Annotated in this window: 12 protein-coding genes; 10 read left to right on the top strand and 2 right to left on the bottom strand. The window is 64.8% G+C overall.

Going from position 1 to position 14,653, the window contains the following annotated elements; translation table 11 throughout:
- The first annotated feature begins 204 nt into the window (after positions 1–204).
- The 5 genes from sucB to AB0O58_RS19325 all read left to right on the top strand — a co-directional run bounded on the left by sucB (position 205) and on the right by AB0O58_RS19325 (position 5,677).
- A complete protein-coding gene (gene sucB, locus AB0O58_RS19345; protein ID WP_032374373.1) occupies positions 205–1,983 on the top strand; it encodes a 2-oxoglutarate dehydrogenase, E2 component, dihydrolipoamide succinyltransferase in 1,779 nt (592 codons plus the stop codon).
- A gap of 149 nt (positions 1,984–2,132) precedes the next feature.
- Positions 2,133–3,023, top strand: a complete 891-nt coding sequence (locus tag AB0O58_RS19340; RefSeq protein ID WP_032406715.1) for a TIGR01777 family oxidoreductase — start codon at positions 2,133–2,135, stop codon at positions 3,021–3,023.
- A 21-nt stretch (positions 3,024–3,044) separates the two neighbouring features.
- Positions 3,045–3,836, top strand: coding sequence for a lipoyl(octanoyl) transferase LipB (gene lipB / locus AB0O58_RS19335; RefSeq protein ID WP_032374374.1), 792 nt, complete (start codon positions 3,045–3,047; stop codon positions 3,834–3,836).
- A 10-nt stretch (positions 3,837–3,846) separates the two neighbouring features.
- Positions 3,847–4,860, top strand: a complete 1,014-nt coding sequence (gene lipA / locus AB0O58_RS19330) for a lipoyl synthase (RefSeq protein WP_176456727.1) — start codon at positions 3,847–3,849, stop codon at positions 4,858–4,860.
- A 61-nt stretch (positions 4,861–4,921) separates the two neighbouring features.
- A complete protein-coding gene (locus tag AB0O58_RS19325; RefSeq protein ID WP_027497404.1) occupies positions 4,922–5,677 on the top strand; it encodes a DUF4191 domain-containing protein in 756 nt (251 codons plus the stop codon).
- A 37-nt stretch (positions 5,678–5,714) separates the two neighbouring features.
- Here the strand turns inward: AB0O58_RS19325 and AB0O58_RS19320 are convergent, their stop codons facing one another.
- A complete protein-coding gene (locus AB0O58_RS19320) occupies positions 5,715–6,179 on the bottom strand; it encodes an RDD family protein (protein ID WP_032370280.1) in 465 nt (154 codons plus the stop codon).
- A gap of 167 nt (positions 6,180–6,346) precedes the next feature.
- Here AB0O58_RS19320 and glnA point away from each other — a divergent pair, with 167 nt between their 5' ends.
- From glnA to AB0O58_RS19295, 5 genes are all read left to right on the top strand, one after another.
- Positions 6,347–7,783, top strand: coding sequence for a type I glutamate--ammonia ligase (gene glnA / locus AB0O58_RS19315; protein ID WP_027497406.1), 1,437 nt, complete (start codon positions 6,347–6,349; stop codon positions 7,781–7,783).
- 187 nt (positions 7,784–7,970) lie between these two features.
- Positions 7,971–8,621, top strand: coding sequence for an ABC transporter permease (locus AB0O58_RS19310; RefSeq protein WP_027497407.1), 651 nt, complete (start codon positions 7,971–7,973; stop codon positions 8,619–8,621).
- Positions 8,614–9,810, top strand: a complete 1,197-nt coding sequence (locus AB0O58_RS19305) for an ATP-binding cassette domain-containing protein (protein ID WP_027497408.1) — start codon at positions 8,614–8,616, stop codon at positions 9,808–9,810. Before AB0O58_RS19310 ends, AB0O58_RS19305 begins: the two co-directional genes overlap by 8 nt.
- Positions 9,807–10,592 carry an ABC transporter permease gene (locus tag AB0O58_RS19300; protein ID WP_027497409.1) on the top strand — a complete coding sequence of 262 codons (786 nt, stop codon included), beginning with the start codon at positions 9,807–9,809 and terminating at the stop codon, positions 10,590–10,592. Before AB0O58_RS19305 ends, AB0O58_RS19300 begins: the two co-directional genes overlap by 4 nt.
- Entirely contained in the window at positions 10,592–11,575 is a 984-nt protein-coding gene (locus AB0O58_RS19295) for a glycine betaine ABC transporter substrate-binding protein (RefSeq protein WP_032374375.1), read from the top strand. The genes AB0O58_RS19300 and AB0O58_RS19295 overlap by 1 nt, the downstream gene beginning before the upstream one ends.
- On the opposite strand, the gene AB0O58_RS19290 is transcribed toward AB0O58_RS19295, so the two are convergent.
- Complete coding sequence (locus AB0O58_RS19290; RefSeq protein ID WP_032374376.1) at positions 11,572–14,619, bottom strand: bifunctional [glutamine synthetase] adenylyltransferase/[glutamine synthetase]-adenylyl-L-tyrosine phosphorylase; 3,048 nt, start codon at positions 14,617–14,619, stop codon at positions 11,572–11,574. The genes AB0O58_RS19295 and AB0O58_RS19290 overlap by 4 nt on opposite strands.
- Positions 14,620–14,653: the final 34 nt, after the last annotated feature.

Raw genomic sequence — 14,653 nt, 5'->3', positions numbered from 1 at the left:
GTAAGTGAGTTGCCGAGAGGGAGTGTCGACGTGGGCGCTGGATCGAGCCGAACGTGCTCGGTGAGTGTCGATCGCACCGGTGCCTCCGTCGAACCGAATCACCCAACTCTCGTCCATGAACCCTGTTCCGCCAGCACAATGGTCTGCGACCACAAGTCGTAAGAACTACATCACCCGCATACAACTGTCGAGGAGTCAACAGACATGGCCTTCTCCGTCCAGATGCCAGCTCTCGGTGAGAGTGTCACCGAGGGAACTGTCACGAGGTGGCTCAAACAAGAAGGCGACACCGTCGAAGTCGACGAGCCATTGCTCGAAGTCTCCACGGACAAGGTCGATACCGAGATCCCGTCGCCTGCTGCCGGTGTTCTCACCAAGATCGTCGCTCAGGAAGACGACACCGTCGAGATCGGTGGCGAGCTCGCTCAGATCGGTGACGCGGACGAGTCTTCCTCGTCCGACGCGCCGGCCGAGGACGCCGCTCCCGCCGAGGAGTCGGCACCGGAGGAGCCTGCCGAGGAGCCCACTCCCGCAGCCGAGCCCGAGCCGCAGGCCGAGCAGGAAGCTCCCGCAGCAAGTGCCTCGTCCAGCTCCTCCGACTCGTCCGGATCCGGCACCCCGGTGACGATGCCCGAGTTGGGTGAGTCCGTCACCGAGGGCACCGTGACTCGCTGGCTCAAGGCCGTCGGCGACGAGGTTGCAGTGGACGAGCCGCTTCTCGAGGTGTCCACGGACAAGGTCGACACCGAGATTCCGTCTCCGGTCGCAGGCACCCTGCTCGAGATCTCCGCCGAGGAAGACGACACCGTGGCCGTCGGCGGCCAGCTCGCAGTCATCGGCTCCGGCTCGCCCGCCGAGAAGGCCCCCGAGCCCGAGGCAACTCCGGAGCCCGAGGCCCCGAAGGCCGAAGAGCCCAAGGAAGAGCCGAAGCCCGAGCCGAAGCAGGAAGCCCCCAAGGCCGAGCCGAAGCCCGAACCGAAGCAGGAGGCTCCCAAGGCCGCTCCCGCCAAGGAATCGGCACCGTCGGGCGATTCGAGCCCGTACGTCACTCCTCTGGTCCGCAAGTTGGCGTCGGACAACGACGTCGATCTGTCGTCCGTCAAGGGCACCGGCGTGGGTGGACGCATCCGCAAGCAGGACGTTCTCGCTGCAGCCGAGGCCAAGAAGGCTCCCGCTGCTCCGGCCGAGGCCGCGGCACCCGCCGCAGCGTCGAAGCCCGCAGCACCGGCGACCGCGGGAGTTCGTCCCGAGCTCGCACACCTGCGCGGCACCACGCAGAAGATCAACCGAATTCGTCAGATCACCGCGAAGAAGACGCGTGAGTCGCTGCAGACTTCTGCTCAGCTGACGCAGACCTTCGAGGTCGACGTGACGAAGATCGCCGGCCTGCGCACCAAGGCGAAGGCGAAGTTCGCCGAGAACGAGGGCGTCAACCTGACGTACCTGCCGTTCTTCGCGAAGGCGGTCGTGGAGGCACTCAAGGCTCACCCGAACGTCAACGCCAGCATCAACGAGGACGCGAAGGAGATCACGTACCACGCCGATGTCCACCTGGGTATCGCGGTGGACACCGAGCAGGGCCTGCTCTCCCCCGTCATCCACAATGCCGGCGACCTGTCGCTGGCCGGACTGGCACGCGCGATCAACGACATCGCCACTCGCGCCCGTTCGGGTGGGCTCAAGCCCGACGAGCTGTCCGGTGGCACGTTCACGATCACCAACATCGGCAGCCAGGGCGCGCTGTTCGACACCCCGATCCTGGTTCCGCCGCAGGCGGCCATGCTGGGTACGGGTGCGATCGTCAAGCGTCCCGTCGTCGTCAAGGACGACTCGGGCAACGAGTCGATCGGTGTTCGCTCGATGTGCTACCTGCCGCTCACCTACGACCACCGGTTGGTGGACGGAGCCGACGCAGGACGCTTCCTGACGACCATCAAGCAGCGTCTCGAAGTGGCATCGTTCGAGGCCGATCTGGGTCTGTAGACAACCGGCGAGTGTCGCGCCACGTATTCTCGTAGGAGCGCGAAACATTCGCATCGGGGTCTCGTTCACCAGGGGCACGGACAGAGCATCCGGGGCATCATTCGTTCGCGAATGGTGCCCCGGAGTGCGTCAAGGAGGCTTTCGTTCACATGCGCGTAGTCATTGCAGGTTCTTCAGGCTTGATCGGCACAGCTCTCGTTGCAGCCTTACGCGGCCGCAGCCACGACGTCACCAGACTGGTCAGACGCTCACCGGCGGGACCGGACGAGTCGCAGTGGGACCCGTCGCACGGCAGTATCGACCCCGCTGTGCTGGCCGGTGCCGATGCGGTCGTCAATCTGTGTGGTGTCGGTATCGGCGACAAAAGATGGTCCGGTGCGTACAAGCAGCTGGTGCGCGACAGCCGCATAGCGCCCACCGAGGTGATCGCGTCGGCTGCGGCCGACGCGGGTGTCCCCACCCTGATCAATGCCAGCGGCGTCAATTTCTACGGTGACACCGGCGACCGCGTGGTCGACGAGACCGCTCCGGTAGGAGACGGATTTCTCGCCGAGGTGTGCCGCGATTGGGAGAACGCTACGGCTGCGGCGTCGGAGGCAGGTGTTCGCACGATTCTGTTGCGCAGCGGTGTGGTGCTGTCGCAGCGCGGCGGCATGCTGGGCAAGCTGCGCCCGCTGTACCTGTTCGCGCTCGGTGGTCGATTGGGCAGTGGGCGACAGTACTTCCCGTGGATTTCGTTGGAAGACGAAGTCGGTGCCATCGTGCACGGTATCGAGAACGACTCGCTGCGCGGACCGGTCAACATGGTGGGGCCGACTCCGGTGACCAACGCCCAGTTCAACAGCGCGATGTCGCGAGCGGTGCATCGTCCGGCCCCGTGGGTGGTGCCCGGATTCGCCCTGAAAGCGGTCATCGGTGAATTTGCCGAGGAGGCGATCCTGACCGGGCCGCGAGCCATTCCCAAGGCACTCGAGGACGCCGGCTACACCTTCGAGCACAACACCGTGGGCGAGGCACTGCGGGTGGCTGTCGGCTCATGACCCGGCGTAGCGTCTCGGTTCATGAGTGACGTGAACGCACCGTCGATTCCGGCCACCGGCACCGACTCGGCCCGGGCCAGCAGCGAACCGGTCGTCGTGCGAGAGCTGGGCACCGTCGAGTACACCCAGGCGTGGGCTCTCCAGCGGGAACTGGCCGACGCCCGCGCCGACAATCGGGGCCCGGATACGTTGCTATTGCTCGAGCACCCTTCCGTGTACACCGCGGGGCGGCGCACCTCGGAAGAAGACATGCCGCGCGACGGTACCCCTGTGGTCGAAGTGGACCGCGGCGGCAAGATCACCTGGCACGGGCCGGGCCAGCTGGTCGGCTACCCCATCGTCGCGCTGGCGCAGCCGATCGATGTCGTCAAGTACGTCCGCCGGATCGAGGAAGCGCTGATTTCCGTGGTGTCCGATCACGGCATCGCGTGCGGGCGGGTGGACGGCAGGTCCGGGGTGTGGCTCGCGTCCGAGGTTCGCGCCGGCGTGCTTCTACCCGAACGCAAGATCGCGGCCATCGGCGTGCGAGTTCAGCGCGGCGTGACCCTGCACGGCTTCTCCCTCAACTGCAATTCGGCGATGACGGGTTTCGACGCGATCGTGCCGTGCGGAATCGCCGACGCCGGTGTGACGTCGCTGTCGCTCGAGCTGGGGCGAGACGTCCCGGTCGCCGACGTACTCGAGTCGGTCACGACGGCAGTTCTGGCCGCGTTGGACGGATCGATGCCGGTCAGAGAGCACGAGCTCGAGCACCCGGAGATCACCACCGCGACGGTGAACCCGCAATTCACGACGGTTCGGTTCGGCGCGTAGCATTGCTGGCGTGACTGTGGCCCCAGAAGGACGCAAGCTGCTCCGCCTCGAGATCCGAAACGCGGAGACCCCCATCGAACGCAAACCCAACTGGATCAAGACCAAAGCCAAGATGGGCCCGGAATACACCGAGCTCAAAGGTCTTGTGAAGCGTGAGGGTCTGCACACGGTGTGCGAGGAAGCCGGCTGCCCGAATATCTACGAATGCTGGGAAGATCGCGAGGCGACCTTCCTCATCGGCGGCGAACAATGCACCCGTCGATGCGATTTCTGCCAGATCGATACCGGCAAGCCCGAGGATCTCGATCGCGACGAGCCTCGCCGCGTGGCGGAGAGTGTGCAGGCCATGGGCCTTCGCTACTCCACGATCACCGGAGTCGCCCGCGACGACCTCGAAGACGGTGGTGCGTGGCTGTACGCAGAGACCGTCCGGTACATCAAGAAGCTCAACCCCAACACCGGCGTCGAGCTGCTGATCCCCGACTTCAACGCCAAGCCCGATCAGCTGGCCGAGGTGTTCTCCTCCCGCCCGGAGGTGTTGGCCCACAACGTCGAGACCGTGCCGCGCATCTTCAAGCGCATCCGTCCCGCATTCCGGTACCAGCGGTCGATGGACGTCATCACCGCAGCGCGTGACGACGGTCTGGTCACCAAGTCGAATCTCATTCTCGGCATGGGCGAGACTCCCGAGGAAGTCCAGGAAGCGATTCGCGACCTGCACGAGGCGGGCTGCGACATCCTGACGATCACCCAGTACCTGCGACCGTCACCGCGGCACCACCCCGTCGAGCGGTGGGTCAAGCCGGAGGAGTTCGTCGAGCACTCCGACTACGCCACCGAGGTCGGGTTCGCCGGCGTGCTGGCCGGCCCGTTGGTCCGCTCCTCGTACCGCGCCGGACGCCTCTACGCGCAGGCCATGGCACACCACGGTCGCGAACTGCCCGAGAGCATGAGCCACCTCACCGACGGCGGCGAAGCTTCTCAGGAGGCCAGCTCGTTGATGGCTCGGCTGGCTCCTCGCTGATCGCTCCGCTCGACGTGGCGCGATGCACGTGAGCGTCGGCACAGGCCGTATCCTGTGAGGTATGGCGAACGGCAGTAAAGCTGGCAAAGCGGCAAAGCCCAGCAAGGAAGCAAAGGCGGCTGCCAAGGCAGCCCGCAAGCAGGCATCGAAGGAACGGCGCAGCCAGTTGTGGCAGGCGTTCCAGATGCAGCGTAAGGACGACAAGGCTCTCCTTCCGCTCATGATCGGAGCGGTGGTCGGTCTCGGGCTGATCGGCTTCCTGATCGGTCTGGCCTTCGGCTTCCAGTGGTTCCTTCTCCCCATCGGTCTCCTGTTGGGCGTGCTGGTCGCGTTCATCATCTTCGGCCGGCGGGTTCAGAAGTCCGTGTACAAGAAGGCAGACGGTCAGGCCGGTGCTGCGGCGTGGGCCCTGGACAATCTTCAGGGATCGTGGCGTGTCACCAATGCGATCGCAGGCACCACTCATCTCGACGCCGTGCACCGGGTGATCGGGAAGCCCGGAGTGATACTCGTGGCCGAGGGTGCGCCGCAGCGTGTGAAGACCCTGCTGGCCCAGGAGAAGAAGAAGACCGCCCGGCTGGTGGGCGATACTCCGATCTACGACATCATCGTCGGCAACGGGGAGAACCAGATTCCACTGTCGGGTCTGCAGAAGTACCTGTCGAAGCTGCCGAAGAACATCGACGGCAAGCGGATGGACACCATCGAGTCCCGGCTGGCCGCGTTGGGAACCAAGGGTGGCCCGGCAATGCCCAAGGGACCGATTCCCGGTGGGGCCAAGATGAAGGGCGTTCAGCGGACCATGAAGCGTCGCTGACCCGTATTTCGACCGACAGCCCTGGTGCGTCGACCCCTCAGCGGGTCCGCAGCAGGGCTGTTCCCGTTGCGCGGTCGTGCATTCCCCGGCCGTCCATGTCGGTGATCACGGCCGGGACGACGAACAGCAGAATGAGCTGCCGCACCAATGCCCGGACGAAACCGACTCGCGCATGGGCGTCGATGCGTCCCACCTGTACTCCCACGATGAACTGCCCCGGGGTGAACGAGAACAGCGAGACGCTCGCGATTCCTACGACGAACCACACGGCCAGCACGATCGTCGAGATCAGTCCGCTGGTGGTGTAACCGCCGAGAATCAGCGACGCCACACCGGTGGCCATCGTCCAGTCCAGCAGCAACGCCAGGACTCTACGACCGGTTCCGGCGAGTGCGCCGACGCCCCGCGCGGGCAGACCGAGTTGTTCCCCACGGAAGTTCTGCGGCGGTCGTGGGTTCGCGGCCGCCGGTCCGGACAACCAGGACCCTGTCATTCGTGCCATGATTTCCAGGATAGGCGCGGTCGGGCACACGGAAAAACGGGTGGACGTACTGTTGTTCGTGCCAACCGTGAACCACGACGTGTAACACGGGCGAAACACGAGCTTGACGGGCGGGCAACACCGAGTCCATACCGTCAGTTCGACGGACTCAACTAAGGAGCAAAAGCGTGGCGTTTTCCACGGCCCAAGAGGTCATCAAGTTCATCGCAGATGAAGGAATCGAATACGTCGACATCCGATTCACGGATCTGCCGGGTGCACAGCAGCACTTCTCCATCGCTGCCAAGGCGTTCACGGCCGACACCCTGGAAGACGGCCTCGCGTTCGACGGCTCGTCCGTCCGCGGCTTCCAGTCGATCCACGAGTCCGACATGATCCTGCTGCCGGACTACGCCACCGCTCAGATCGACCCGTTCCGCAACGCGAAGACCCTCAACATGGACTTCTTCGTCCACGACCCGTTCACGCGTGAGGCGTACAGCCGCGACCCGCGCAACGTTGCGCGCAAGGCCGAGGAGTACTTGGCCAGCACCGGCATCGCCGACACCGCATTCTTCGGTGCCGAGGCCGAGTTCTACATCTTCGACTCCGTGCGCTTCGACTCGCAGGCCAACGGCGCGTTCTACGAGCTCGACTCGTCCTCGGGTTGGTGGAACACCGGAGCCGAGACCGAGGCCGACGGTGGACCGAACCTCGGCTACAAGGTCCGCTACAAGGGTGGCTACTTCCCCGTCGCACCGTACGACCACTACGTCGACCTGCGTGACGAGATCTCGACCAACCTGCAGAACGCAGGCTTCGAGCTCGAGCGTGCCCACCACGAGGTCGGCACCGGCGGTCAGCAGGAGATCAACTACAAGTTCAACACGCTGCTCCGCGCGGCCGACGATCTGCAGCTCTTCAAGTACATCGTCAAGAACACCGCATGGAAGAACGGCAAGTCCGCGACGTTCATGCCGAAGCCCCTGTTCGGAGACAACGGCTCGGGCATGCACGTGCACCAGTCGCTGTGGAAAGACGGCAAGCCCCTCTTCCACGACGAGGCCGGATACGCCGGACTGTCCGATCTGGCACGTCACTACATCGGCGGCATTCTGCACCACGCTCCGTCGCTGTTGGCCTTCACCAACCCGACGATCAACTCGTACCACCGTTTGGTGCCGGGCTACGAAGCTCCCATCAACTTGGTCTACAGCCAGCGCAACCGCTCCGCCGCGGTGCGTATCCCGATCACCGGCAACAACCCGAAGGCCAAGCGCCTCGAGTTCCGCGCGCCGGACTCCTCGGGTAACCCGTACCTGAACTTCGCCGCTCAGATGATGGCGGGCCTCGACGGAATCAAGAACAAGATCGAGCCGATGGCTCCGGTCGACAAGGACCTCTACGAGTTGCCGCCCGAGGAAGCCAAGAACATTCCTCAGGCACCCACCTCGCTGAACGCGGTCATCGACCGTCTCGAGGCCGACCACGACTACCTCACCGAGGGTGGCGTCTTCACCACCGACCTCATCGAGACGTGGATTTCGCTCAAGCGTGAGCAGGAGATCGCTCCGGTCAACCTGCGTCCGCACCCGTACGAGTTCTCGCTCTACTACGACGTGTGAGTCGGTAGATTTCACGAAGAAACGCCCGGCCGAAGCTTTTCGGCCGGGCGTTTTTCGCGTTCTCGATTGTTTCCGATCGGCAACTTTTGTGGCAATCCGCAAAGAAATTCAGACCGGTCGGCGTTTGATAGTCGGTACGCGGGGTAAAGACAACTACCGCTACCGGCGAACAGAGGACGACGACTGCATGGATGCACTGTGGGATTTCATCGTCGGGCGGCGAAGGCAGTTGGCGATCGATTCATATCTCCACGTGTCGGCCGTCATTCAATGCGTTGTCATTGCAACCGTCATCGGGGTGGCGATCGGTGTGCTCGTGTACCGAAGCCCCGCGGGCTCCGCAGTCGCCACGGCCCTGGCGAGTACGGTGCTCACCATTCCGTCGTTCGCACTGCTCGGAGTTCTCATTCCGGTGCTGGGTCTGGGCGTCAAACCCACTGTGACAGCTCTTGTTCTGTATTCGCTTCTCCCTATCATTCGAAACACCGTGGTGGGCTTGGCAGCCGTCGATCCGGCCGTTGCCGACGCGGCCCGCGGAATCGGAATGAGCCGCGCTCTGGTGTTGCGCCGCATCGAGATCCCACTCGCGTGGCCGTCGATCCTCACCGGCATGCGCGTCAGTACGCAGATGGCCATGGGCATTCTCGCCATCGCCGCGTACGCCAAGGGTCCCGGACTCGGCAACCTCCTCTTCTCGGGCCTCGCCCGCGTGGGTAGCCCCACAGCTCTACCGCAGGCTCTGACCGGCACTGTCCTGATCGTCCTGCTGGCGTTGATCCTCGATGGGATCTACGTGTTGATCGGCAAACTGACCACCTCGAGGGGTATCCGTGAGTGACTCGACCCGTACATCGAATGTCTCCGGCGCGGAAATCGTGCTCGAGAACGTGACCAAGAGCTACCCGGGGCAGAAGCTCGCTGCCGTCGACAACGTGTCGATGACCATCCCCGCGGGCGAGGTCGTCGTACTCGTCGGGCCGTCCGGTTGCGGCAAGACGACGACGATGCGCATGATCAACCGTCTGATCGAGCCGACATCGGGCCGCATCACGATCGGTGGCAAGGACGCACTGTCGATCGATCCGAACGAGTTGCGCCGCACCATCGGTTATTCCATTCAGCAGGCAGGCCTGTTCCCGCACATGACGATTGCGCAGAACGTCGGGATGGTGCCGGGTCTCATCGGGTGGAACAAGAAGCGAATCGACGACCGCACGGACGAGATGCTGGACCTCGTCGGCCTCGATCCGGCGGTCTATCGCCAGCGTTATCCGCGGCAGCTCTCCGGCGGTCAGCAGCAACGCGTCGGAGTCGCACGCGCTCTTGCCGCCGATCCCCCGGTGCTGTTGATGGACGAACCGTTCGGTGCCGTCGACCCCATCACCCGCGGGTTGCTGCAGGACGAATTGATGCGTCTGCAAGCAGAATTGGGCAAGACCATCGTTTTCGTCACGCACGATTTCGACGAGGCGGTCAAGCTCGGTGACCGCATCGCCGTGCTCGGTAACCAGTCCACGATCCTCCAGTACGACACCCCCGAGGCGGTGCTCGCCAACCCGGCCGACGACACCGTGGCCGGGTTCGTCGGAGCCGGAGCCGCGTTGAAGCAGCTGACGTTGATGCGAGTACGCGACATCGAGCTGTCCGACGTGCCGGTGTTCGGCGAGGACGACTCGGTGGAGTCGATGAACTCCGCGCTGGGATCGGATCCCGAAGCCTGGGGAATCATCGTCGATTCCCGTAGACGCCCGATTCGGTGGACGGATCGACGCCACCTCGCGGGTGTGGGGAGCCTCCGTGACGTCGGGGTGCCGATGGGAGAACTGGTGTCGACCCAGTCGACCCTGCAGGATGCTCTGGAAGCTCTACTGTCCGAGGGCAATGCGACGGCGACCGTCACCGGCAATCGCGGCGAGTACGTCGGCACCGTGACCATCGACGTGCTGATCGACACCATCAAGTCGTTGCGGTCGCAACACGCGAACGATCACGACGAGCCGCGCGAAGCTGCTGGGACTCCGTCGTGACGACACTCGCCGATACCGGCGACGAGACCAAGGACGCCGCGCGTACCGCCAAGCGCGCCGAGCGAATTCGTCTTCTCATCCAGCCGGCCCTGGTGCTGGTGATCGTGGCGATTCTGTTGGTCTACGCGTTGACCAGAGACCTCACCGCGACGCAGGCCGAGACGATCAACATCAGCACGATCTCCACCCGGGTTCTCGAGCATGTGCTGATCACCTTCGTCGTCACCGCGTTGGTGCTCGTCATCGCCGTGCCTCTGGGAATTCTGTTGACTCGCAACGGGTATCGCAAAGCTGCACCACTGTTCATCGGTATCGCGAACATCGGGCAGGCCGCACCGGCCGTCGGCTTGCTGGTGTTGTTGTTCCTGTGGACGGGCGCAACGGGTTTCTGGACCGGCGTTCTCCCGATCGCGTTCTATTCGTTGCTCCCCGTTCTGCGCAACACCATGTTGGGCTTTCAGACAGTCGAGCCGAACTACATCGATGCCGCTCGCGGACAGGGCATGTCGAACATGGGCATTCTGCGCCGCATCGAATTTCCGCTCGCGGTTCCGTTCATCCTGGCGGGTCTGCGCACCTCGCTCGTGCTCGCCGTCGGCACCGCAACTCTGAGCTTTCTCGTCGGAGCAGGCGGGCTCGGCGTGCTGATCGACACCGGCTACAAGCTCAACCAACCACTCATTCTCGTCGTGGGTGCCGTTCTCGCGGTAGCACTCGCGCTGCTGGTGGATTGGCTGGGCGCACTCGCCGAGGCCTACCTCGGACCGAAAGGACTCCGCTGATGCGGCGCACCACCCGACGACTCGCGGCGCTCTGCGCCACCACCGCTCTCGCGCTGACGGGGTGCGGATTGCAGTCCGGCGGGGCGATGCCGTTGTCGGTCGAGGCGGGCAGCATCACTCCGCTCGAGGGGCTCGAAGGTGCCGAGTTCACCGTCGGATCGAAGGATTTCACCGAGCAGATCATCCTCGGCTACATCCTCGAATTCGCGCTCAGCGCAGCCGGTGCCGACGTTCGCGACCTCACCAACATCGTCGGCTCGCAGAGCGTTCGACTCGCGATGCAGAACGGCCAGGTGGACCTCGCCTACGAATACACCGGAACCGGGTGGATCAACTACCTGGGTAACGAGAAGCCCATTCCCGATGCCACGGAACAATTCGAGGCAGTGCGCGATGCCGACAAGGCCAACGGCATCGACTGGGTCAATCCCGCGCCGATGGACAACACCTACGCGCTGGCCATGAATCAGCAGGTCGCGCAGGAGACCGGTGTGCGCACGCTGTCGGACTACGCCGCTCTGGTGAACCGAGATCCTGCCGCCGCATCGCTGTGCGTCGAGACCGAGTTCAACAGTCGCCAGGACGGACTCCCCGGCCTCGCCGCCACCTACGGTTTCGATGCCAACGCCATCTCCGTGCAGATTCTGCAGACCGGCGTCATCTACCAGGCAACTGCGGACGGTTCGCAGTGCCGATTCGGTGAGGTGTTCACCACCGACGGCCGAATCAAGGGCCTGAACCTGACCGTGGTCGAGGACGACAAGGCGTTCTTCCCGCGATACAACGCGACTGTCGTCGTGCGGCAGGAGATCGCCGATCGCTATCCGGAGATAGCCGAGGTCACCGCGCCCATTTCCGCTGCGCTCACCAACGAAGCGATCTCGGAGTTGAACAAGCAGGTCGACATCGACGGCCGTGAGCCCGCGGATGTCGCGCGCGACTGGATGGTGAAGCAGGGCTTCGTCACCGCAGGCAGCGACTAGAGTCCGCCGAACGTCCTCTCCACGACTGCCTTGGCTCGACGCGTGACGCGCAGGTAGTTGTCGAGGAATGCCCCGGCGTCGCCGTTCTCCCACCCCGCCACCTGTGCGACGGCGGACAGGACGGCACCCGGTCTCGGCAGTTGGTCGGTCGGCTTACCGCGAACCAGGACGAGCGCATTGCGCGCTTTCGTCGCCAGGATCCACGCTTCGCGCAGCAGCTCGATGTCGGTCTCACTCATCAGCTCGGCTGCGCCGATCGCGTCGAGGGATTGCAGCGTCGAGGTGTTGTGCAGTGACTGGACCTTGTGTGCGTATCGGAGCTGGATGAGCTGTACGGTCCACTCGATGTCCGCCAGTCCCCCACGTCCGAGCTTGGTGTGAGTGGCCGGGTCGGCTCCCTTGGGGAGACGCTCGGAGTCGATCCGCGCCTTGATACGCCGAATTTCACGGACGGCGTCGGCAGACACTCCACCCTCGGGGTAGCGCACCTTGTCGGCCATCAGCAGGAATCGGATGCCCAGGTCCTGATCGCCCGCGACCTGATGCGCACGCAGCAGAGCTTGCACCTCCCATGCCTGAGCCCACTGGGCGTAGTACGCGGCGTAGGACGACAGCGTGCGCACCACCGGGCCGTTGCGACCTTCCGGGCGCAGGCCGGTGTCGACTTCGAGCGGAGGGTCCGTGCTCGGCGCTCCGAGCAGTTTGCGGATGCGATCGGCAATGGTGTTGGCCCACTTGACCGCAACGGTCTCGTCGACGCCGTCCACCGGTTCGCAGACGAACAGCACGTCGGCGTCGCTTCCGTAGCCGAGTTCGCCGCCGCCCAGGCGTCCCATACCGATGACGGCCAAGGTTGCCGGTGCCGGTTCGCCGCGCTCGATTTCGCTGGCTCTGATGGCAGCGGCCAGAGCGGCATTGATCACGGCGGCCCACACCGACGACAGCGCCCGACACACCTGAGGTACGTCGAGCATGCCGAGGATGTCTGCCGACGCCACCCGTGCCAGCTCGTGACGCCGCAGCGCCCTCGCCGCGTTGATCGCTCGCACCGGATCCTCGTACCGAGCCGAGGACGACAGGATGGCGCGGTAGGTCTCCTCCGGCTCGACGTCGAGCAGACGCGGGCCGGTGGGGCCGTCGGCGAACAAGCGAATGACCTCGGGGGCCTTGATCAGCAGATCCGGCACATAGGCCGAGGATCCGAGCACGATCATCAGCCGTTGCGCCACTGCGCCTTCGTCGCGAAGTACCCGCAGGAACCACGTCTGCTCCCCCGCCGACTCCGAGAGCCGGCGGTAATTGAGCAGTCCCGCATCCGGGTCGGGGGTGTCTGCGAGCCATTCGAGCAGGGTCGGCAGCAGCACGGCCTGAATCTGACCGCGGCGAGTACCGGAACCGACCAGCGCTCGCAGGTGGCCCAACGCATTCTGCGGCGTCGCATATCCCAGCGCGGCAAGCTGACGCGTCGCCGCGTCGGGGGTCAAACGCACTGTCTCCGAGTCGAACTTGACCACCGAATCGAGCAACGGCCGGTAGAAGAGCTTCGCATGCAGCCGACGGATGCGCTGGGCATTCCTCTTGATCTCGGCGTTCAGTACACCGAGCGCATCGCGATTGCCGTCGGGTCGCATGTGCGCGGAACGCGCGAGCCACCGCAGACCTTCCTCGTCGTCCGGTGGAGGCAGGGTGTGTGTGCGGCGCATCCGCTGCAATTGCAGTCGGTGCTCGATCAATCGCAAGAATTCGTAGGACGCGGTCAGATTCGCGGCGTCGTCACGGCCGACGTACCCGCCCTCGGTCAGAGCCGTCAGGGCATCGGTCGTGCCCAGTACGCGCAACGACTCGTCTGTTCGGCCGTGCACCAATTGCAGGAGCTGGACGGCAAATTCGACGTCGCGCAGACTGCCGCGTCCGAGTTTGATCTCCCGTTCGCGCAGCTCGGTCGGCACCATCTCCTCGACCCGTCGCCGCATCGCGCGGACCTCGGGCACGAAGTCCTCACGCTGACTGGCCAGCCACACCATCGGATTGACGGCATCGACGTAATCGTTGCCGAGGGCGATATCGCCGGTCATCGGCCGAGCCTTGAGCAGGGCCTGGAACTCCCAGGTCTTGGCCCAGCGCTTGTAGTAGGCCACGTGCGAGTCGAGCGTGCGAACCAGCTCGCCGCGCTTACCTTCGGGGCGAAGCGCAGCGTCGACCTCGAAGAACGCCGAGGACCCGATGCGCATCATCTCGCCGGCGATCCGACTCGCCTGTGAGTCCGCCGGCTCGGCGACGAACACGACATCGACGTCCGAGACGTAATTGAGTTCGCGCGCACCGCATTTGCCCATGGCGATGACGGCCAGCCGCGTCGGACACGGGGCATCGGGGCACACGGTCGCCACCGCCACCGACAGAGCCGCAGTGAGCGCCGCGTCTGCCATGTCGGACAGTTGAGCTCCCACCACCGTGTACGGCAGGACCGGTTCGTTCTCGACGGTCGCGGCGAGGTCGTAGGCGGCCAACACCATGATCTGGTCGCGGTACTTCTTGCGCAGGGCGATCACGGCGGGCGGGCCGGTGACGGACGCCCGGTACAGATCGGGTGCGGCATTGGGCCCGGTCTCCGGCTCGGCCCCGACGGCCTCGAGCAGTTCTGCGACCAGCGTTGCCTTGCTGGGCAACTGGATCTTCGCCGAGACACCGCTGCTCTGACCTTCCGCGGTCAGTAACAACCGCCAGGTGGTGTCGTCGGCAACGAGGTGGTCGGCGAGCGCACTGGACGCGCCGACGAGTCCCAGGAGGCGGCCGCGGAATCCCTTGTCGTTACGCAGTGCGGTGTCGAATTCGGCCCAGCCACTGCCGAGCATCTCGTACATGCGCACCAGCGTGCGCAGTGCGAGATCGGCGTTGGGGGCACGCGAGAGCGACCACAGCAGCTCCAGACTCTCTTCGCCCGTCCAGCCCAGGGTGCGCAGATCGGACGGCGCAGTCTCCTCGACGAGACCGAGGCGGCCAGGTCCGGGTACGACCGACCTGGAAGTGGGAGGACGCACCATCAGAATCCACCTCGGGGTGCCACAGATATACCTC

This window comes from Rhodococcus sp. NPDC080181 (genome assembly GCF_040702225.1).
GTDB classification, from domain to species: Bacteria; Actinomycetota; Actinomycetes; order Mycobacteriales; family Mycobacteriaceae; genus Rhodococcoides; species Rhodococcoides fascians.
This window is presented reverse-complemented; position numbering and strand designations above follow the sequence as displayed.

What these genes read in the sequence shown, in the direction of transcription:
- sucB (WP_032374373.1), top strand. Translation starts at nt 205, where the DNA reads ATGGCCTTCTCCGTCCAGATGCCAGCTCTCGGTGAGAGTGTCACCGAG.
- AB0O58_RS19340 (WP_032406715.1), top strand. Translation starts at nt 2,133, where the DNA reads ATGCGCGTAGTCATTGCAGGTTCTTCAGGCTTGATCGGCACAGCTCTC.
- lipB (WP_032374374.1), top strand. Translation starts at nt 3,045, where the DNA reads ATGAGTGACGTGAACGCACCGTCGATTCCGGCCACCGGCACCGACTCG.
- AB0O58_RS19325 (WP_027497404.1), top strand. Translation starts at nt 4,922, where the DNA reads ATGGCGAACGGCAGTAAAGCTGGCAAAGCGGCAAAGCCCAGCAAGGAA.
- AB0O58_RS19320 (WP_032370280.1), bottom strand. Translation starts at nt 6,179, where the DNA reads ATGGCACGAATGACAGGGTCCTGGTTGTCCGGACCGGCGGCCGCGAAC.
- AB0O58_RS19310 (WP_027497407.1), top strand. Translation starts at nt 7,971, where the DNA reads ATGGATGCACTGTGGGATTTCATCGTCGGGCGGCGAAGGCAGTTGGCG.
- AB0O58_RS19295 (WP_032374375.1), top strand. Translation starts at nt 10,592, where the DNA reads ATGCGGCGCACCACCCGACGACTCGCGGCGCTCTGCGCCACCACCGCT.
- AB0O58_RS19290 (WP_032374376.1), bottom strand. Translation starts at nt 14,619, where the DNA reads ATGGTGCGTCCTCCCACTTCCAGGTCGGTCGTACCCGGACCTGGCCGC.